Annotated in this window: 17 protein-coding genes and 1 pseudogene; 10 read left to right on the top strand and 8 right to left on the bottom strand. The window is 60.1% G+C overall.

Translation table 11 applies throughout. The features are described from left to right. Nucleotides 1–176: 176 nt before the first annotated feature. Together BLV41_RS05365 and BLV41_RS05360 are read left to right on the top strand one after the other, a co-directional pair. On the top strand, nt 177–485 hold the full coding sequence (locus BLV41_RS05365) for a hypothetical protein (RefSeq protein WP_074710882.1): 309 nt from the start codon (nt 177–179) through the stop codon (nt 483–485). Between the two features lie 642 nt (nt 486–1,127). Then, a complete protein-coding gene (locus BLV41_RS05360) occupies nt 1,128–1,340 on the top strand; it encodes a hypothetical protein (RefSeq protein WP_074710899.1) in 213 nt (70 codons plus the stop codon). A 1,332-nt stretch (nt 1,341–2,672) separates the two neighbouring features. Here BLV41_RS05360 and BLV41_RS22995 read toward each other — a convergent pair. Next, nucleotides 2,673–2,954, bottom strand: a complete 282-nt coding sequence (locus BLV41_RS22995) for a transposase (protein ID WP_425284256.1) — start codon at nt 2,952–2,954, stop codon at nt 2,673–2,675. A 179-nt stretch (nt 2,955–3,133) separates the two neighbouring features. On the opposite strand from BLV41_RS22995, the gene BLV41_RS05355 reads away from it, so the two are divergent. The 4 genes and pseudogenes from BLV41_RS05355 to BLV41_RS22990 all read left to right on the top strand — a co-directional run bounded on the left by BLV41_RS05355 (nt 3,134) and on the right by BLV41_RS22990 (nt 6,032). After that, complete coding sequence (locus BLV41_RS05355) at nt 3,134–3,931, top strand: hypothetical protein (RefSeq protein WP_239437434.1); 798 nt, start codon at nt 3,134–3,136, stop codon at nt 3,929–3,931. Nucleotides 3,932–3,947: 16 nt separating this feature from the next. Continuing rightward, entirely contained in the window at nt 3,948–4,676 is a 729-nt protein-coding gene (locus BLV41_RS21580; protein WP_074710898.1) for a class F sortase, read from the top strand. A 46-nt stretch (nt 4,677–4,722) separates the two neighbouring features. Next, nucleotides 4,723–5,571, top strand: coding sequence for a cupredoxin domain-containing protein (locus BLV41_RS05345; RefSeq protein WP_139244220.1), 849 nt, complete (start codon nt 4,723–4,725; stop codon nt 5,569–5,571). Then, nucleotides 5,568–6,032: pseudogene (locus BLV41_RS22990) on the top strand (ATP dependent DNA ligase). Before BLV41_RS05345 ends, BLV41_RS22990 begins: the two are co-directional and overlap by 4 nt. 193 nt (nt 6,033–6,225) lie before the next feature. Here the strand turns inward: BLV41_RS22990 and BLV41_RS05335 are convergent. The 3 genes from BLV41_RS05335 to BLV41_RS05325 form a co-directional block, all read right to left on the bottom strand. Beyond that, nucleotides 6,226–6,459, bottom strand: coding sequence for a CsbD family protein (locus BLV41_RS05335; protein WP_044571469.1), 234 nt, complete (start codon nt 6,457–6,459; stop codon nt 6,226–6,228). A gap of 71 nt (nt 6,460–6,530) precedes the next feature. Next, on the bottom strand, nt 6,531–7,004 hold the full coding sequence (locus BLV41_RS22270) for a hypothetical protein (protein ID WP_074710896.1): 474 nt from the start codon (nt 7,002–7,004) through the stop codon (nt 6,531–6,533). Nucleotides 7,005–7,283: 279 nt separating this feature from the next. Next, nucleotides 7,284–7,544 (bottom strand): DUF4235 domain-containing protein, encoded by a 261-nt coding sequence (locus BLV41_RS05325; protein WP_074710895.1) that lies wholly within the window; start codon nt 7,542–7,544, stop codon nt 7,284–7,286. 238 nt (nt 7,545–7,782) lie between these two features. Here BLV41_RS05325 and BLV41_RS05320 point away from each other — a divergent pair, with 238 nt between their 5' ends. Next, on the top strand, nt 7,783–8,232 hold the full coding sequence (locus BLV41_RS05320) for a hypothetical protein (protein WP_074710894.1): 450 nt from the start codon (nt 7,783–7,785) through the stop codon (nt 8,230–8,232). 739 nt (nt 8,233–8,971) lie between these two features. Here BLV41_RS05320 and BLV41_RS05310 read toward each other — a convergent pair. Both BLV41_RS05310 and BLV41_RS05300 read right to left on the bottom strand, forming a co-directional pair. After that, the gene (locus tag BLV41_RS05310; protein WP_074710892.1) at nt 8,972–9,958 is read right to left on the bottom strand and encodes a DNA topoisomerase IB; all 987 of its coding nucleotides are present in this window, start codon (nt 9,956–9,958) and stop codon (nt 8,972–8,974) included. Nucleotides 9,959–11,010: 1,052 nt separating this feature from the next. Further along, complete coding sequence (locus BLV41_RS05300; RefSeq protein WP_074710890.1) at nt 11,011–11,235, bottom strand: hypothetical protein; 225 nt, start codon at nt 11,233–11,235, stop codon at nt 11,011–11,013. Between the two features lie 37 nt (nt 11,236–11,272). Between BLV41_RS05300 and BLV41_RS05295 the strand changes: the two genes are divergently transcribed. Beyond that, nucleotides 11,273–13,813, top strand: coding sequence for an excinuclease ABC subunit UvrA (locus BLV41_RS05295; RefSeq protein ID WP_074710889.1), 2,541 nt, complete (start codon nt 11,273–11,275; stop codon nt 13,811–13,813). A gap of 739 nt (nt 13,814–14,552) precedes the next feature. On the opposite strand, the gene BLV41_RS05290 is transcribed toward BLV41_RS05295, so the two are convergent. Both BLV41_RS05290 and BLV41_RS05285 read right to left on the bottom strand, forming a co-directional pair. Beyond that, a complete protein-coding gene (locus BLV41_RS05290) occupies nt 14,553–15,266 on the bottom strand; it encodes a hypothetical protein (protein WP_083360606.1) in 714 nt (237 codons plus the stop codon). After that, nucleotides 15,263–17,038, bottom strand: coding sequence for a CocE/NonD family hydrolase (locus BLV41_RS05285; protein WP_074710888.1), 1,776 nt, complete (start codon nt 17,036–17,038; stop codon nt 15,263–15,265). The genes BLV41_RS05290 and BLV41_RS05285 overlap by 4 nt, the downstream gene beginning before the upstream one ends. A gap of 121 nt (nt 17,039–17,159) precedes the next feature. On the opposite strand from BLV41_RS05285, the gene BLV41_RS05280 reads away from it, so the two are divergent. Further along, nucleotides 17,160–17,801 (top strand): TetR/AcrR family transcriptional regulator, encoded by a 642-nt coding sequence (locus BLV41_RS05280; protein WP_211481603.1) that lies wholly within the window; start codon nt 17,160–17,162, stop codon nt 17,799–17,801. Between the two features lie 99 nt (nt 17,802–17,900). Beyond that, nucleotides 17,901–18,533: a recombinase family protein gene (locus BLV41_RS05275; protein ID WP_074710886.1), complete on the top strand. Its 633-nt coding sequence runs from the start codon at nt 17,901–17,903 to the stop codon at nt 18,531–18,533. Nucleotides 18,534–18,574: the final 41 nt, after the last annotated feature.

Genomic DNA, 18,574 nt, shown 5'->3' with positions numbered 1-18,574 from the left:
GGCGGCTTGTATACGCATCGGAAGCCTACAGATTATTAAGACATTCATCAGGGCACCCCCTCGAAAATTTCCTTTTTGCCTGCTTTTCCAGGCAAATTTCGTTTGGAGAGAGTGCTGGGCGGATTGGAGTTCGACACTGTCCCACAGACCGTTCCACTTGAGGTTAGGCTTCGGTCATGGCAGAGAAATCCGTCCGTCGCGTCATCCGCCTGTTTCCTGATTACGGCCATCGGTGGCCACCGTGGGAGAACGGGACTGCTGAGCGATCGACGAAATACACAATGGAGCCCGCGGACTTTGGGCTGTCGCAGGGCCTCACGCTTCGACTTCGCAGATGGTACGACGCCTGGGATGCGGAGAACGTGTACGACGGCGGTTGGAGCTCGCCTGCAAACGAAACAGCGTGGAACGTGGAGGGTGCCAGTATCGCCGAGCAACTTCGTGAAGAAGTCAGAGCCTTCGCTGACGTGGAATACGACGAGTAGAACACGCGCCTGCAAACAACATTGTCAGCGCCCGGTCAAGGTTCCCGCTGTGGACAGACTCTGGGTGGCTTCCATTGGCAAGCTGTAGTCCAGGAGGTGCCTGGCTCAACTCGCCCTTAGCGTACGATTTTCCGTTTTCTGCGGCGCCCCCACCAAATGTGGTGGTGGTATTAGGCTGCCGGCGGTCACATGCCCCCGGGCCTCGACGCGGGCGCAACGCTGGTCGAAGTCGACGCGTACCAATACCCGGAGTTTATGGTTCATGCTGCCTCTTCCGTTCGGGGGCGGGTGGCCTCGACGCTGCGGCCACCCGGGGGTCACCCGGAGTCATCCCCAACCCTAAACGGGAAGTCTGAGGCAGACAACAACCGGCGGACCCGATGGCCTCTGCCAGGGGGTTACCTTGGCTCCAGGCACCCGTGGAGGGAGCAGTCCTCGGCGCCGTCCGGGGATGCCCGGAATCCGGCCCGTGCGGCGCCCCGCACGGCGCCCCGCGCGGCGCCCCGCGCGGCATGGCGGGCCCGCGTCGGTTACTTGGTAGTAGCCTGCGCCTTGGTGCAAAATCGTTAGGCGCGCCGAAGTGGCGCGGGACACATGGGTTGCGTCAGAACTGACACAACCAGCAGAGGAGCGGCAGGCGACATGTCGGGAAATTTCATCGTCTTCACGGATGAAAAGCGTGGTTTTCGGTTCAAGGTGGTCACCGACAACGGAAGCCTCGTGGCGAAATCGCCATGGTGCCCTGACAAGAAGACGCTTTTCGACACGATCGAACTGGCACGCGAATGCGTCGGCATGGGGCACATTCGCTTCGCAGACGCCCCGCTTCGGGCCAAAGCGGCCATCAGCCAATAGAGTTATGGCACCGAGCCCATCGAACGCCGAGGCTTCCGAGCGAACAAGGGAATCGGGCGGGCAGCGACGAATGCGGATCCTTCCCGCGGTGGCCGAAGTTGGCCGAGGGATGAAGGCCGCCTAAACGACTGTCAAAGTGTCCCGCTGAACGTTCGGCTTGCGGGAAAGACTCAACTAGACCATGACGGCTGCCGCATAGTCCCGTGACTACGGATTGGTGAGACTGTCGAGGGCTGGGACTGATGGATGGTTGCTTTCGGCGGGTCCGATCAGCATCAGGACCTCATGGAGCAATTTCCATGGCAACCATGGCATCGCATTCGCTGTGGAGCTGACCTTGACTTGGAGACACCAGACTTACTTGAAGGGAACTAATGAGCACTCCCCGATGTGTCACGTCTTGGGGATCAACCACGTCAGTAAACGATGAGGTGAAGCATGTGTAAGGTTCGAGATCTCTTTGGGTTGCGGCTGCGGATGTTGGCTGGGTTGTGTACTGCAACGGAACTAGCTGCGAATTCGTCAACGATCTGAGAATCAGGCAAACATTGGTCAATGCTTCATCCCTCGAGTTAAGGACCCCCGCTGTGAAAGTAAGTGTCTCCCCGACTCCTGCCCTGAATCCATCAACCGAGTAGACCAGTTCAATCCCAGGAATTGCGGGACTACCATTTGATGCGCTGAAGCGCCCCAAGGGGTCGTTGGCCTCTTCGATGGGCAGACTCTGAAACGACATTTCGCTGTCGGCCTTTCTATGGCATGAGGCAGTTCAAGTGACGTCCGTCGGCTGGTGCTGTCATTACCGATCGAAATTGCAGCTTGACTAGCTGCCCCTGGCGGTATGAGCCATTCGTACCCCAGCGCTCTTCTCGCATTCACGGTGCGGGCCACAAAGCAGGAAATCATGACTTTGTTCATCGAAGGCTCCGGCCCTTGCATGAGGCCAGTGGTGTCCCTCGTCATCGTTGGACGAGCGAACATAGCGAAGGATACGAAGCTAGTCAATAGCCACTCTACCCAACGGTAAGCAGGTGAAAATTCATCCCTGGCCGCTGCTGCCAGGCGCGACAGCGTGCGGCGAATAGATGGAGCCCCAAAATACTGCCCAACCCTGACCGGTCGCGGAAAGGATGGGCTGCCGCGGTTTGGCGTGACTCACTACCCTACTCAAGGTTCCACCGACGGGAGGACGAAGAGAATAGCGTTGCCGTGTTCTTGATGCATCATGAGAGCAGGCTGTGCAACTGCCGTTTCGAGAGTTCAGAAGATTTGGCGGGTTATGTAACGTTTGAAGCGGGAGATGATCTCTTTCTTCGTTCATCCTTGGCTCGTTCATTTTGCAACATACTCCTTGGTTGTTTGGTCCCAGTGGATCCTTATCCAGGCGACGGCGTAGAACCCTTTGTTGAGTTGACGATCCCCACCGCAATTGAACCGGTATCGGGTTGTGCTGCCAAAAGAGGCTGGAACCGTGCAGGTTCCGGCGCAATTCTGCCACCGGGCGTGGCGCCAGTGTTTACGCTGAGCTTCACTGGCTGTTGGCACTGCGGACAGCCAAAGTGGGCGTGCAAGGAATTCGGTCTCTGCGTCACGCTCGTTTCCAAGAATGCGCATCAGCGGCGGAAAATCCTCAGTTGCTCAGGGCAGAAGCCAAGAAGCGTCGAGAGCCGTCTCCACATTGGCCGCCGAGCCCCAGTTTGAACTCTTTCCAATCCAAAAACCACTAGTGTTCCGAATCACACTGTGGACGTGCCCAACGATGGACCGCCCACCCCTGTATCAGGAGGATTATCGTGTATAAGAAATCTGCTTTACTGATCGCGCCGGTGCTCGCACTGGCAGCTTTGTCCATGTCCGGAGGGGCCGCCATGGCCGCCGACGGGGAAACCTCCACCTATGAAGCTAGCTTGGGTGCCCTCAACGGCAGCAATGCCACCGGCTCAGTCTGGATCTCCCTCACAGGCGACCAGGCAACAGTGACTGAGAACGTCAGTGGGCTGGCAGCCACCTTCGACGGTGCACCCTACCCGCACGTCCAACACATCCACATCGAGGGAGCGGGCGTTTGCCCGGATCCCGCAGCCGACACCAATGGTGACGGGGTTATTAGCACAACCGAGGGTGGGGCGTCGTACGGAAAGATCGGCACCACACTTTCCACCAGCGGTGACACCAGCGACAAGGCCGGGCTGGATCTGGCCGTTGGCGGCATGGGGGCCAGCTACAAGTACGAGCGGACCTTCACCATGAACGCCGCGACCATCGCCTCGCTGAAGGCTGGCAAGGGCGTTGTTGTTGTCCATGGTTTGGATCCAGCCACGTTGTCGGCAGCAGGCCAGGCCGCCAAGAGTGATTTGGTACCGACCCTGCCGTTGGCGGCCACGTCGCCGGCTTTGTGTGGGACGTTGGCCGTATCCCAGATGGCAGCCATGCCTGGTGGTGCTCCGGGCACCGGTGTCACAACCCAGGTGGCCTCGAGCAACGCCTCAACGTCCCCTGACGTTGCCTGGCTTGCTGGTGGGGGCGCTTTGGTGCTGGCCGCCGGCGCAGTCCTGGTCATGAACCGCAAAAAGACGCTCGCTGTAAAGTAGCGGCGGCCGATTCCCCATGGTATTCACCAGCAGCCGTCGCGGGCGCCTCATGGCGTCCGCGACGGCGGCGGTGCTCCTGACATCCCTCACCTTTGGTGTTGCCGGATGCGGGTCGGCAACCGCCCCCGGTTCCCCCGGTACGACGCCGGCAGCCCAGTCCACGGGCAGTCCGCCAGCCGCGCCTTCCGCAGCAACGAAAGCGCCGCCGTCGTCCATTTCCACAATCCCGGTCCCAGCCCCAACTCAGGCAGCCCCGCCGAAGATCCAGGGAGAGATCCTGCAAGAATCGGCACCCGTGACACTGTCCATCCCAGACATAGCCGTAACCACAAACTTGATGGCCTTGGGCCGGGACGCAAAAGGCGAGGCCGAAGTCCCACCGGGCGACGCTGGCTCCCCCGCTGGCTGGTACAAGTACTCCCCCACTCCCGGCGAGCTGGGCCCCTCGGTCATTTTGGGACATGTGAACACCACCACTATTGCCGAAGGCGTTTTTTACCGGCTCCATGAACTCACCCCGGGCGAAACGTTTTCGGTCACCCGGGCCGATGGGAGCGTTGCCGTCTTCGCCGTGGACAGAAGCGAAGTCTTTAAGAAGGACGCGTTCCCTACACTGGCGGTCTATGGCAATACCCAACGAGCCGAAATTCGGCTCATCACCTGCGGCGGCTATGAGCCCAGCACAGGCGAATTCACCGAAAACACCGTGGTCTATGGGCATCTTCTGTCCAGCCACGGCGGATAGCCACCAGACGATACCGCAACGGAGTCTTAGAGCACGGGATTGGACCATGATGAACAAGAAAGTCAGCCTAGCCGGAGGCCTGGCCATTGCCGCCATACTTACCTTGTCGGCATGTGGTGCGGGGACTACGGCGGGCTCCACCTCCCCCGGCGCTTCGGAACCTTCTGCGTCGTCGACGGCGTCGGGAATGGTGGGGCACGGGACCGGATCCATGGAGTCGATGATCCATATTCAAGACGGCAAATTCATGGATCCCGAGCCCTTGGCCGCGGGCTCCACCGTAACTGTCATGAACATGGATTCCACCGTCCAGAAAGTCATCTCAGATGACACCATCAGCTTCAATATCAGTGTCCCTGCCGGGGGCACGGCTAGCTTTGCGGCTCCCAAGAAGCCCGGAAGATACCCTTACCATGGCGGTGCCGGGGACATGCAGGGGGTTCTGACAGTAACGGCAACTGGGCCGTCCCAGGCAGCCACCATGGTGTGCGCCGAGGAAGCCAAAGAAACCGTCACGGAGATCCTGGCGTTGCCCGCAACACCAAAAACAAGTGACCATTGGGACGGAACAACGTATTCCTGCACCTACCCGCTGGCTGTTGGCGACTTTGTGATGACAGTGACGGAATCCGCAAACGACGCCGACGCGGCAACACTGGCAAAACAGCTGGCCGGATCACTGCAGGCACCTCCCATTGAGGGCTTGGCCAATTTGGGCCTGCCCGGGTACCAGTCCAAGGACGGGAACGTCATTTTTGCCAAGGACAATATGACACTTCACGTTGATGCCACGTCCTTCCCGGAAACGGTAGGGCCGCACAAGGTCACAGCCAGCAAGTTTGCCTACGAAATGGCGACGACAATCCTGGGCTGCTGGACTGAGCATCACAGCTGACCGATCGGGGCATCTCACTAAAAGAATTAGGCAACAGACCCACAGAAATCGCCGACAACCTCATCAAGACCGGCAAGAGCGGCCCAGTTGGATCAAGATCAAGACCGAGCGTCATCAACTTCGGTTGGCGCAATGGCGAAGGTTCGCGTAAAAACACCTTCGGATCATTGCTATCGGCCGTCAGCGACGGCGAGTATCTGCACTATGCTGGCCGACTCGGTACGGGCCTTACGGCCCGCACCTTGGAAGGGATTGCCACGAAATTGGAGAGGCTTGAATGTTAGCCACCGCCCATCAGCGGCCTTCCACCGCCCGATCGCCGCATTATGGTGTGGGTTACACCAAAGTTCGTAGCTGAAGTCCGGTATACCAATATCACCAAGGACGGCAAGCTCCGTCATCCAACATGGCGAGAATGGCGCACAGACAAGTCGGCCCAAGACGTGGGTTGGGAGAACTAGGTACCTTTTTAGCACCATGACGAGCACCGTCGAATGCACGTGCTCCACAACGATCCGTTGATCTGTGCCTGGAGAAACTATTCAGTTCTTCAACATGTTACGCACGTGTCGCCGGCCAGTGGAGAAGACATGAATAATGCAGACGAGGAGGGCAGGCTCCAGCGCCCTCCTCGTCTACGCCTCGTCGCGGTCCTTACTCCTTGTGACTGACCTGGGCCCCGCCCTCGGTATCATCGGTATGGAGGTCGGATGCATCCTCCTTCAGATGAGCCTTGGCGTCTGCCAGCTTGTCCTTCGCAGCACCCTTGACCTGCTCCAGCTTTCCTTCAACCACCTTGGACTGATCGTCGGTGGCCTTCCCGACGGTTTCCTTGACCTTTCCTGCGACCTTGTCCTTTGCTGCATCAAACTTATCGGCGATACCCATTGCATTCCTCCTGTTGTGTTTGATCTTGACTTCACCGGAATTAGCCCGCTGGACTGCTTCCAGAATTTGTGTCATTCCTTGGCAGGACCTGCGTCTTCGACGTAAGTCTTTCCCTCCTCAGTGGTAAAAACCACGAGGTCGGGATCAGTCTGATCCTCGAGCGCAGCCATGGCGCGGCGCGTGGGCGGATCATCAATGGCCGACCGTTCGGCATCCCCGTACACGGCACCGAGCCCCTTGGAATCCTCCGTGGCCTCTCCTGGAGGAATCACCTCACCATGCCCACGCGAATTTTCCACCTCTCGCAGGGTGCTTTGCCCCATCTCCGCGAACGTGCGCAACCCGGTACGGCGCCAACTGACCTTAACCATGGCCGAACCGTCCGCTGGAGTCTCCACGGCGGTTTCGATTTCAGATTCCGGCGCACCCATCTCGCGCAACTTGTCCTGATAAGAGCTAAGTAGTTCAGCGAGTGACTTAGGGGTCCATTCCCCTTCCGCCATGCGTGTGGATATTTCCACCGGTTCATTCGTGTTGTCATTCATCTCGTCCTCCTACTTCATCAGAAATGGCTCGGATATATGAGCTTGAGCTGTGCCTTTTGCTCCCTGCAACCTCCGAGACCAGGTTCTTCGCAGAATATGGCATTCTCAATCGCGGGCGAGTATTTGCAAAAACTCGACGCGTTCCCCCGAAGGAGGTTTTCCTGACGGAATCGGCGACCCACCTGCCCATTCGGTTGAGTCAGAGACCGGAATGCCCTTAATTAATCGATTCGCACCACCTTCGAGACCGGGTGAAGCGGAAACTGACAGTCTTACTGTCTAGACTTCTTCCGGATATCGCTCCAGCCCAACTGTGGCTTTTCGTCCCAGACGTTGAGTTACCACTTGGATCACGGCACCTGACGCTGCGGTGACCAGAGCAAACACCAGGACACCCGGAAGGGAATTTCGCAGGTCTCCCGCATCCTTTGGCGGCTCATGTCCGGTGCCTTTTCTCCATCCCATCTCCAGCGCCTTGCGTGCTGCAGCACCAGCAGCCACGCTGGCCAGTACACTGAAAATTTTAATGACGACGTTCATGGAATTGCCTCCAGTTTCTTGACGAAGGGTGTCCTGTTCCTCTCCCTACTGTTGCCAATTCCGCGGGGTTTCGCAAGTAGCAACATGTAGCTACAGTGAGAAAGGCAGGCCACGCACCTGGTCCTGTCATCGGCAAATCCACGGGTCGGTGCTATCCATCTTTCCTGTGGCAGAGTCTCTGGTGGATAGGCCTTCTGACAAAAAGTTCCTCGCTGGAAACAACAATAAGGAGAGCACCATGAACAGCAACGATCCAGCCAACACCGAACGTAACCAGATACCAGCCGAGTCCGGCTACGGTTCTCCAACTCCCGAAGATGAGATGCCAGAGGGGTCAGCGACAAACCCGGGATCCCCAGATCCCACCCTGCGTGGTCAGGAAAGCGATGAGCTCTCGCTGGGCGATGATGAAAGCTTGGGCGCCCCGGATCGGAACTTCTTTGAAAACGAAGATGCAGGAAGCGATGGAGAGCCCGGAGCGGGTCGACTCGGTGGCACAGACGACCAGTACCGCGAAGAACCTGCCCGTACCGATGATGAAGCCGTAGACGAGGACCCGAGCGAGCCGACGCCCTTGGAGGCACCTTCCACGGATGCCCCGCTCGATGAAGGCAATTCGGGTCCCACTCGGACCGAACGTGAATCTTTTTCCTCTGAATCGGATGAGGACGCGGCAGGCAGCTCATAGCTCACCCTGCGCTCTCCCTGCTGGGTGAGCATCAAAGGCATCGATGGAGCGCCGTGCTCAAGGTCCGAAAACATAAATTCATTACCTTCCTCGGCCCCATCTGTTCCAACCATGCCATTCTGACCGATCCATGCGGCAGCAACCGCGGCTGCAACACACCTACCCGACTGAACCAATAGGAGCACGAATGCCCAAACACAATGAGGACGATCGGCAAGAGAAACGCACAACAGCTGAGCCAATGAGCCACGGCACGGACGACACCGACGACAAGCCATCGACAGGCCATAAGCCCACTGACAGTGACGACCTTCCGGATGGATCTGGCACACATGCGCAGAGCTCCGCACCAGGCCACGGCCACGGCCAAGAAAGCGGAAGTGAGACTTTCGATGCTGGCTAAGCCCCAACCTTAGCCAGGATGGAAGGGTGGTCTGCCTCTGGGAGCAGCCCACCCTTCCACGGAACAACTGACTATTCTGTCCCCAAGACAATCTGAAGCGAGGCGACCAGCCATGTGATGGGCGCCAACCCTCGGTTCAGTTTTCCTTTTGTCAGGAGGCACCTGGTTCCTGGGGACCTCTAAGTCGAAGGCGGCCACGATTGCCTTCGACTTTCTGCTTTGCCAACGCGCACATTGGGTTTTCACTGCACTTGCAAATGCCCATCATGTCGTGGAGCGGCTCTGCAGTTCCATCCCGGATACTCTCTGTGGGTGAGGCAATGTGGCGTGAGAAGGTCAGTGTTTCGGACCGTCAGCCTCCAGCAGTCTCAGAACCGCGCTATCGTGCTGGCGGTTCAGGTTAGCGACATTTCCTATTTCAAAAAGCGCAATCACCCGCGGATTGACATAGGACTCCTTGGCAATGGCCGCAGTGTTGTGCAGCCAAGCGGCGGCGTCTTGCATCGCCACCGTGACCGCAGTCGTGGATGAGGTCCCTTTCCGGTGTGACTCTGCCAAGGAAATGGCAGCCACCACTGTTCCTTGCCACGTGCGGAAGTCCTTCGCTGTAATGCCCAGCCCCGCCACCTCGCCGAGATAGCTGTTAACCTCCGAATCGGAAACCGCATGCCACTGTTTACTCCGGCCCGATATCACTGCGTAGCTAAGTGCCGGCCCCTTCCGCGGCGTACTTGGGACGGAAGCGAAATAGGTTCCCAGTAAACCGTCGACCAAACTCACATCCCAACTTCCGGCCGATTTGCCTTGGAAGACCAGGTGAATCTTCTCCCCTCCCGAGTGGACGTGCCGACGTTGCAAGGTCGTGGCGCCAAAAGATCCGTTGTCCTCGGCATAGCTGGCACCTCCCACGCGCAACCCAGCACGGTCAATCAGACGCACAGCAGCAGCCAAAGTTCGCCGTCTGGTGTCCTTCAGTTGTTTCAGGTCTCGCGTGACGGCCCGGCGCATGACAGGAAGGCGCCGGGCGAAGGCCAAGGAATGGATGAACTTTTCATCATCACGCATCTCACGCCACCGCGGATGGTAAATATATTGAGTTCGTCCGGCCGCGTCAACACCGGTGGCCTGGATGTGGGAGTAGGGGTCCGAAGCAATCCACACCTGAGTCCACGCCGGTGGTATGGCCAGCGCTTCGATACGATCCAGCAGCGCATCAGAGGTGATTCTCTGGCCATGCGCGGAAACGTAACTGAAGCCACGTCCGGCAACCCTGCGGATAATCCCCCCGGTGCCCGGTTCGACCCGGTGCAGTTGCACGGCCATTGGACTTCCTTTCCACGGTGACGAGTGACGCGCCCTCCCATGTCCCCGTGCGGCTTGAGCGAAACTTTCGTGAAACCATCCACAAAGTTGTCAAAGGCGCCCTACCCTTGCACGGCACCACCAAAGGGAATTTCTTCCCAAACAATCCATGACGGCGTCAACTTGCAGCTGATGACTGAATCTTGCGGCGGCAAGCTGCACTTCCTGGCCTTGCACTGTCCGCCCACAACACCGATGCCTTATTGACGGCCAAAACGAAGTTGACCCCCGTCCCGCCCTTCTTGGCCGCAGAGGTGCCGGCTCAAGGATCTTTTGGCCTATACACGCCGACGATTCCGGACACTCTGTTTGCCCGCCGGGCGCAACTCCCACTGGTGGGACCAAGGTGGCCAGGTTTGCTCCGGATCAGAACTATTAGTTAGAAGACGTTGCGGGCCCGCTAGGGGTGGCACCGCCTTCATCGGACCAATCCTGACCTAAGCCATCGTTGAGGGCCGGGTCCGATTCAACATCTCTTGATCCTGATTGAGGAGCTGTTTCAACGCCCTCATGATCATCGGGTTCTTCGCCTATAGACTTACCGTCGGCAAATTCTTTGGTCGACATTTTCCACGCTCCTGTCTTAGTTTCCTAGCGACAACTCCGGCTATGACACCTGACTGATGTCATCTGGCGCTGTCCCGTACCCTGCACCCGTCAGTCCAGTGGGTTCGGTCGACGCCGTGCAGTTTTGATGGTTTGGCTTACTCAGGCCTTAGGTGGCGGTTTTGGAACAATCAGTATTGGCAGTGTTTATGCCGTCGAGAAGAAGGTTCTGAGCCTAAATTTGCAGTGGAAATTTTCTTGGAAACCATTCGAACTCCTCTCAAACCCGACGGTCTTCAACGCCCATACTAGGCCCCACGCTAGCGAGTCGACCGCAAAAAATCTAGCCGTTCCTAAGTCCTACTTATCCAGTGATCTCATTGCGATGGACGCTGAGGCACCTCCGACCTTCAGCAAAAAAGTTTCAGAGCGGGCAACACTGCACCCTACGTTCAATCCTGGTGGTTTCAGTCAGGGTGCTCGGCGTCTTCAGGGCGCAATCTACGCCGCAGAGCAGCCAGAATCCTCTGTACATCAAGTGCGACGCCGGCAACTGGAGTCAGCGCGGCAGCAGCCTCGCGACTATCGAAGATCGCTGTACTGAATTCGGCAACACTATCCTGTGACTTGGCAAATGCGCCCGGACTGGCCTTTCCTTCCTCCACCTGCGGAACATAGGCAAGTGTGGACAACTTCCACTGCGAACCTTAATGGCCTAGTGTCGTGAAAATGCTATCTCCTGACCCCGCCATGCAACAGTTGCCCGTCTTCGGTGAACCGTCCGACGGTTATGTCCGGGTTCGCGGTGCCCGGGAAAACAACCTCAGGAATGTCGACGTTGACGTTCCCCGTGACGCGATTGTCGCCTTTACCGGCATCTCGGGCAGCGGGAAGTCGTCCCTGGCTTTCGGCACCATCTTCGCCGAAGCCCAGCGCCGGTATTTCGAGTCAGTCGCACCGTATGCTCGCCGGCTGATCCAGCAGGGCAACAACCCCCGGGTGGAAGCGATCACGGGCCTGCCGCCTGCTGTTGCCTTGCAGCAGCGCCGCGGCGCGCCGAGCACCCGGTCCTCGGTGGGTACAGTGACAACGTTGTCGAATTCCTTGCGCATGCTTTTCTCCCGTGCCGGCGACTATCCGAAAGGTGCCGAAATCCTGTATTCGGATTCTTTCTCGCCCAACACGGTCGCTGGGGCCTGTCCGGAATGCCATGGCTTGGGCATCGCCCACACTGTCAGTGAACAGTTGCTTGTGCCGGATCCGCAGCTCACCATCCGGGAAGGCGCAGTCGCGGCATGGCCGGGCGCCTGGCAGGGCAAGAATTTGCGGGACATCCTCATCCATCTTGGCTATGACGTTGACGTCCCGTGGACCGAGCTGCCACCGGAGCAACGGGAATGGATCCTCTTTACCGAGGAACATCCCGTCGTGGAAGTCACCCCGCAAAGAGACCGGGTGGAAAAACCCTACAAGGGCAAGTTCTGGAGCGCGCGCAGCCACGTCCTGCACACCCTCGCAGATTCCAAGAGCCAGCTGATGCGGGAACGCGCACTGGCCTTCATGCACTCCGGACCTTGCCCCCGCTGTGGCGGCAGCGGGCTAAAACCCGACGCGTTGGCCGTCACGGTCGGGGGATCGAATATTGCCGCGATGAATGACCTGTCCCTGACGGACCTTGCGGCCGCACTGCGGCGCCTCGGCGCCGCAGTGCCCGTTGTCAATGGAAGCAGCGAAGCTGTTGCGGCAGCTATTGCCCAGGACCTGCTCCAGCGTGTGGGGGTGCTGCTGGATCTTGGGCTTGGCTACCTGAGCTTGGGCCGCTCCACCCCCACCCTCTCCCCCGGTGAGATGCAGCGGCTGAGAATCGCCACACAACTGCGGTCCGGACTTTTTGGGGTCATTTATGTGCTGGATGAGCCTTCAGCCGGCCTTCACCCGGCCGATGCCGAACCGCTGCTGGAGGTATTGGAAAAGCTAAAGTCCTCGGGCAATTCGGTGTTTGTCGTCGAACACAACATGGACGTGGTGCGACGGGCTGACTGGTTGGTTGATGTGGGCCCCCAGGCAGGCGAGAACGGCGGCCGAATCCTCTACAGCGGTCCGGTGGCTGGCCTGGCGCAGGTGGAAGAGTCCGTGACCCGTCCGTTCCTGCTCGGGACCCCGTCACCGACCGCCGTCGCCGGCGCGGGCAAGGAAACTGCCCGCCGCCGTCGGACCCCAGTCAGTTGGGTCCGGGTGGAAGGCATGACCTTGCACAACCTCCAAAATGTTAATGTCGAGGTGCCGCTGGGGATCCTGACCGCTGTCACCGGGGTGTCCGGGTCCGGCAAGTCAAGCTTGCTGCAGGTCGTGGCGAAGGCGGCAGAGGCCCATTTGCACACGGCTGGGTCGGCTTCGCTGCCGGCAGATGGCGAGGTTGCGGATCGGGAGCCCCAAGAAGGACAGCGCGGACCGGTTGTGGCCAAAATAGCCGGGCTCGATCCCGTCGAACGGCTGGTTCAAGTCGACCAGCGACCCATCGGGCGCACTCCGCGGTCCAATTTGGCAACGTACACCGGGTTATTTGACTCCGTGCGCCGCGAATTCGCGGCAACGCCCGGCGCCCGGGTCCGGGGATTCGGCGCAGGACAGTTCTCCTTCAATGTCGCCGGCGGACGGTGTGAAAGCTGCCTGGGAGAAGGGTCGGTGGCAGTGGAGCTGCTGTTTCTGCCAGGCAGCTACGGTCCCTGCCCGGCCTGCCACGGTTCCCGATTTAACCACGAAACACTCGCTGTGGAATACCGTGGCAGGAACATCGCCCAGGTCCTGGCGCTGAGCGTGGATGCGGCAGCAGGGTTCCTGGCAGACATTCCGGCTGCCGCGCGCAGCCTGGCAACCCTGCGTGAGGTTGGGCTCGGCTACCTCCGCCTTGGCCAACCCGCGACCGAACTCTCCGGAGGGGAAGCCCAACGCATCAAATTGGCCACCGAACTTCAGCGGGCCCGCCGCGGTCACACCCTTTACCTTTTGGACGAACCAACCACCGGCCTTCACCCTGCTGATGTTCGTCTCTTGCTGCACCAGCTCAACCGCCTCGTGGAAGCCGGAAACACGGTGGTGGTGGTCGAACACGACATGGACGTCGTGGCTGCCGCAGACTGGGTCATTGATATGGGCCCTTCCGGCGGGGCCGACGGCGGCCGTGTCATGGTGGCCGGCACGCCCGAACACGTGGCCCCGGCCGGCACGAGCCGAACCGCCCCGTATCTAAGGAAAGCATTGGCCCAGTAGGAGAGGTCCCTGGGACCTGTCCCTGCCGACACGGTATCCGGCATTCCGTGCGTCTCCAGCCGTACACCGGCCGCCCTTATTGGAGGGTTGCTGACGGTGTAGCTGACAACTGTGCCTTGGGGCAGCTCAGGGAGCCGGGCAACGCCGGCACCGTCCCGGACGCAAATGCCACACTGGCCAGTCGAGCGAACCTGTACGGTCTCGCAGGCGGTGTGGTGGCACTGGCTGGCGCTAGCCATCATGCAGAAGGGCACGGACTCGGCCATGTCCCTGATGGGTGTGTGGAATCTGGCTGAGTTGGACCCGGGACATGTGAGGCTGAGAAAAAGGTCCCTGAGACTGGCCCGTCGATCGGGCCCTTGACGAATATTGGAACAGTATCCGGCGGTAAGGGCTCGCCGATGTGTCCGGGGACTGAGAATATGGACTACGCCGCCGCTTGCTTGGTCTTGTAAGCCATGGGATATGAGACATCTCGTTGACTTCGGCTAGCTCCTTCGGCACCTGCTTCGAATCCCGCGAAATCTCAACAAAGTCCCTCCCGGCAGGTGTTCTCGTAACTACGTCTTGTGAATCGCAGGGGTAAGTGGCGGTGGTCTGCCGGCGCTAGTTGGCGTAGTCACCTAATGCCGGGACGAGCAGCATCGATCACCTGGACGACAACACCGACGGGGGCTGGTGCACCTCGACCGCGACGCCCTCGGCGCCGGGCGCTGAACGCTGACCCGGCGCCTGAGGCTCACCACACCACTGACTCGGGACCGGCTGGCGCGGCCGCCGCCCTAAGGATCCACGTCCTGAACTCCACCGCGAAGTGCTCCAGGTGCTGCCGGATCACATCCGGCCCGCAGATGGCCGGCAAGGTCACCGAAAGCGTCGCAGTGAACCCGTCGAGTTCCTCATCGAACGCGTTCTCGATCGAGCCGACGACGGTGCCGTCCTCAAGGAGCAACTGGGATCGACGGCCGGCCGGTTTCGCGCTGGTGTCGGACGGCCGCTTCACCAGGACGCTGTCATCCCACTCGCGCATGAAGAACGAGCAGACATACTCCCCGAGCGTCTCGACGATGTTCACCGTGCCACCTGGCTGCGCGTGGATCGAGTAGTGCTCCGGATGTCCGGCCAGCATGACATCGTTACGGCTGAAGGCGCGTCCGAGCCAAGCAGTGAACTGCGCTGCCGTAATGCCGTGCGCGCGGAGCCTGGTGGTCCCGGTCCTCTCCTGACCGTCGGAACGTTCGACGCTGGTCCGAAGGAAAGCGTCGCCGGCCGCGATCTCGTCGTGCAGGAGTTCCAGGAGACGTTCGCGTCCGAGCTTCCCCTTCAGCAGTCCCAGTGCTCGGCGGGCGGAGAACAGTTCGAAGCCGTCGATGCTCTCGTCGGTGTCCTCACTTACCAGGCGCACCCAGTGCTCCGGAGCGGTTTCCATGGGCGCGTTCGTGTCGGTGTTCATCGTGCTCCGTCCTCTGAGCGATTTCGCTGCGGGTTGATGTGCTGAATGGGCAGTTGCAGGTACGAGGCGCGGTTTCCGCCGGTGTGGATGACGTGCTTGCCGGCGTTGGTTCCAACGTATTCGCGAATTCCCGGCATCAGTGTTCCGAGCAGGTTCCGGGAGCTGATGATGAAGCGCAGTTGTTCGCCGGGGTGGAACGCGAGACCGATTGGGAAGATATCAATTTCGATCTCGACGATCTCCCCCGGTGAGAGCTTCTGGACCCGATCGAAGCTGAGCGCTGGTACGTCATCGCTCGTCAGTGTCTCGTCCAGGTGGCGCGCTGACACGCGAAGCCGCCCATCGGATCCCTTGTACCGCAGGATGGTTGCTCCGTGGTCGGTGAGGTCGTGCACCATCGCGCTCTGGTTGGGAACGGTGAATGCCTGCAGCGGGGTACCGTAAGCGTCCAACTTCTGCACCAGGACGAAAAGGTCCATGTCGTCGGCGCCGTCCGCTTCGACCCAGAGGTGTGCCTTCGGGTAGCCGACCATCACCGTCTCCTGATCGAACCGGGTCAGGAATGACACCGCGTTCGGGTTAGAGGTCACGGCGTAGCCGGCCTTGGCCTCCTCGGCCGGCACGTCGGTGGTCAAGGTGCGCGAGCGGGCGTCGAGGTAGAACTTCGTGGACACGACGTCCTTTGGCGGGAATGCGTCCGCAGGCACCCCGACCCGGTCGCCACCTTCGAGATCGAGGACTGAATAACGCACACGCGGCGTGGCTTCCCAGCCGTTGTCCTCATCCTTCAAGTAGCGGTCAAAGAATCGGCGCAGGTCCTCTACGTTGGCCTCGTCGTAGTAGTCCGGCCACTCCTGCCCGTTGTGGATCCGCAGCCATTTCTCCTCTGAAGCGATCCGGCGCCAGGCCCGGAACGTTCCCGCCGTGTGAAGTGTGTTCGAGTAGCTGGCCACGATGTACGCCGGTACTGTGATGCGGTCAAAGGCGGGAATCTTGTTCTCCCACAACTCGTTCATCAGCGGGTAACGCTCCGCCTCGGCGAGGATGTCCTCTTTCTGGTTCTTGCCGAAGAAGCTGCCGTCCTGCAGTTGCTGAGCGAAGCCGGTGTCGGGCATGCCGCCGCGCATCACAAGGTCACGGTAGACATCGCTCACGCCCTCCCAAGGGTTGATCGCCGCCAAGTGGGGTGGCTGCTCGGCCGCTGTGAACCACTGTGAAACGGCCAGATAGGACGTTCCGCTCATGCCGACCTTTCCGGTGCACCAGGGCTGTTCCGCAAGCCACTCGATCAGGTCGTAGCAGTCGCGCCCTTCCTGGCGGTCCCAGAGTACGCTGTCGCCCCCGGAGTCGACCACGCCGCGGATATCCGGGTTGCAGACCGCGTACCCTTGCGCGCACCAATAGGCCGGGTCCGGGGCCTCGAACTTTTCCAGACCTGAAACGACACTGTTGTCCAGGCCTACAAGGCCGAAGACGCCCATCACGCTGGCGGAGGTCCCTTGGCCCTTGCCGTACGGGCTCCACGCCACGATGACCGGTACCTTTTCAACACCGACGGGACGGAACACATCAACGTGGATCGTCACACCGTCCCGCAACTGGACAGCGGCATCCTTTTCGAACACGACATCGACCGGCAGTGGCCGGAACTGAGGCGCCACCTGGAAGCCCGCCTCCAGCGTTCGGGTGCCCGGATCGAACCCGGTCAACAGACCGGTGCGGGCAGCCGGCAACGGATGGGATGGGACGAACATCTTCTGGTCTTCGCTCATGACGGACTCCTTTTGGCTCGTGACCCTGGGACAACTCTTAATTCGATGCGAGCCTACGCCGTATCAGTCCATTAAATCAACAGCTGTTGATAAAACTGTCGGGTCGGACTAGATTTGAACCATGACGATGAAGGACGGCACGGCAAACAAGGCGCGCCGGGGGCGGCGGCCTGGAACGTCGAACACGCGCCAGGCCATACTCGAGGCCGCCCGCGCACGTTTTGCGAACGACGGGTTCGCCGCCACCACGATTCGACTCGTCGCCGCGGACGCCTCTGTTGATGCATCCCAGGTGATGCAGTTCTACCGCTCCAAAGACGAGCTCTTCGCGGCCGTCATGGCCATTCCATCCGAGGCTCTTGAGCGGTTCAATACGGCCTTCGAAGGACCCGACGACGACCTGGGCGAGCGGGTTGTCCGGGCCTACCTGAGCGCATGGGAGGGCGCGCACGAAGTGTCGGAGCCCCTCATGGCGATGCTCCGCGGTGCGATCGTCAACGAAAGCGCGGCCGAGCAGCTGCGCAGCTTCATCCAGTCCCGACTCCTCGAGGGAACCCGCGAACGCACGGATACGGATGCCGCGCTGCGGGCAGGCATCGCCTCATCCATGCTCGTCGGTGTCGTCACTGGCCGGCAGATCATCGGCGTACCCACACTCCTCGCGGCACGAACCGAGGAACTGATCGCCGTCCTGGCCCCGGCCATCCAACAAGTGCTGGTACCGCAACCGCCACTTCGAGCCGAACCGGAGAGCCACGCATGAGTCAGAACGACGGCCACGTCTAGTCGTCGCGTCGCCTTACTAAAGGACTGGTTGAATTGATGTATTCATCATTAGTTACGAGACACCTTCGAGCTACCCGTGACGAAACTAATCAGCTACGCGCGCGTACCAACGCGACAACAATCCACCGACCGGCAACAAGCTGACCTACTCGCCGCCGACGTCCGGGCCGATGACCTCTACATTGACCACGGCGCTTCTGGAGCACGAGCGTCGCGACCCCAGTTCGATCGGGCACTCGATGCCCTGATTGCAGGAGTTACCCTGGTCATCACCACACTGGATCGACTCGGGCGATCTACCCAGAACATGCTCAACTTCGCGCAAGAGCTGAATAAGCGCGGCGCGGGTCTGCGGGTCCTCAACCTTGGCGGCGGCGACGTCGAAACCTCGACCCCCATGGGATCGATGCTGTTCACCATCATGGCTGCCCTGGCACAAATGGAACACGAAATTAAAAGCGAACGCATCACTGACTCCATCAATATACGCAGAGCAGCAGGCAAAGACCTGGGCGGCCGACCTCGCCGCATCACCGACAGCCAAATCCGCAACGCCATCCGCCTCATAGAAAGCGGAGAACCCACGGCCCAAGTCACCCGCGACCTCGGAATGTCATGCGCAACCTTCTACCGACGCGCGCAAACTCTCGCCCTACCAAACCCAACGCGGAACACCATTGATGCCCAGCCCACTCCCCCGCCCGGCTGAACATCACGCAAAGCCATTTAGCCCGTACCGTATGACGCCCC

This window comes from Arthrobacter alpinus (assembly GCF_900105965.1).
Lineage (GTDB): Bacteria > Actinomycetota > Actinomycetes > Actinomycetales > Micrococcaceae > Specibacter > Specibacter alpinus.
Note: the sequence above shows the minus strand (reverse complement) of the source record. Positions and strands in the feature narration are given on the sequence as shown.

Coding starts and splice junctions, on each gene's coding strand:
- BLV41_RS05310 (WP_074710892.1), bottom strand. CDS start 9,958: ATGGCCGTGCAACTGCACCGGGTCGAACCGGGCACCGGGGGGATTATC.
- BLV41_RS22270 (WP_074710896.1), bottom strand. CDS start 7,004: ATGAATGACAACACGAATGAACCGGTGGAAATATCCACACGCATGGCG.
- BLV41_RS05295 (WP_074710889.1), top strand. CDS start 11,273: ATGCTATCTCCTGACCCCGCCATGCAACAGTTGCCCGTCTTCGGTGAA.
- BLV41_RS05360 (WP_074710899.1), top strand. CDS start 1,128: ATGTCGGGAAATTTCATCGTCTTCACGGATGAAAAGCGTGGTTTTCGG.
- BLV41_RS05365 (WP_074710882.1), top strand. CDS start 177: ATGGCAGAGAAATCCGTCCGTCGCGTCATCCGCCTGTTTCCTGATTAC.
- BLV41_RS05320 (WP_074710894.1), top strand. CDS start 7,783: ATGAACAGCAACGATCCAGCCAACACCGAACGTAACCAGATACCAGCC.
- BLV41_RS05285 (WP_074710888.1), bottom strand. CDS start 17,038: ATGAGCGAAGACCAGAAGATGTTCGTCCCATCCCATCCGTTGCCGGCT.
- BLV41_RS05345 (WP_139244220.1), top strand. CDS start 4,723: ATGATGAACAAGAAAGTCAGCCTAGCCGGAGGCCTGGCCATTGCCGCC.
- BLV41_RS05335 (WP_044571469.1), bottom strand. CDS start 6,459: ATGGGTATCGCCGATAAGTTTGATGCAGCAAAGGACAAGGTCGCAGGA.
- BLV41_RS22995 (WP_425284256.1), bottom strand. CDS start 2,954: ATGCGCATTCTTGGAAACGAGCGTGACGCAGAGACCGAATTCCTTGCA.
- BLV41_RS05325 (WP_074710895.1), bottom strand. CDS start 7,544: ATGAACGTCGTCATTAAAATTTTCAGTGTACTGGCCAGCGTGGCTGCT.
- BLV41_RS05290 (WP_083360606.1), bottom strand. CDS start 15,266: ATGAACACCGACACGAACGCGCCCATGGAAACCGCTCCGGAGCACTGG.
- BLV41_RS21580 (WP_074710898.1), top strand. CDS start 3,948: ATGGTATTCACCAGCAGCCGTCGCGGGCGCCTCATGGCGTCCGCGACG.
- BLV41_RS05280 (WP_211481603.1), top strand. CDS start 17,160: ATGACGATGAAGGACGGCACGGCAAACAAGGCGCGCCGGGGGCGGCGG.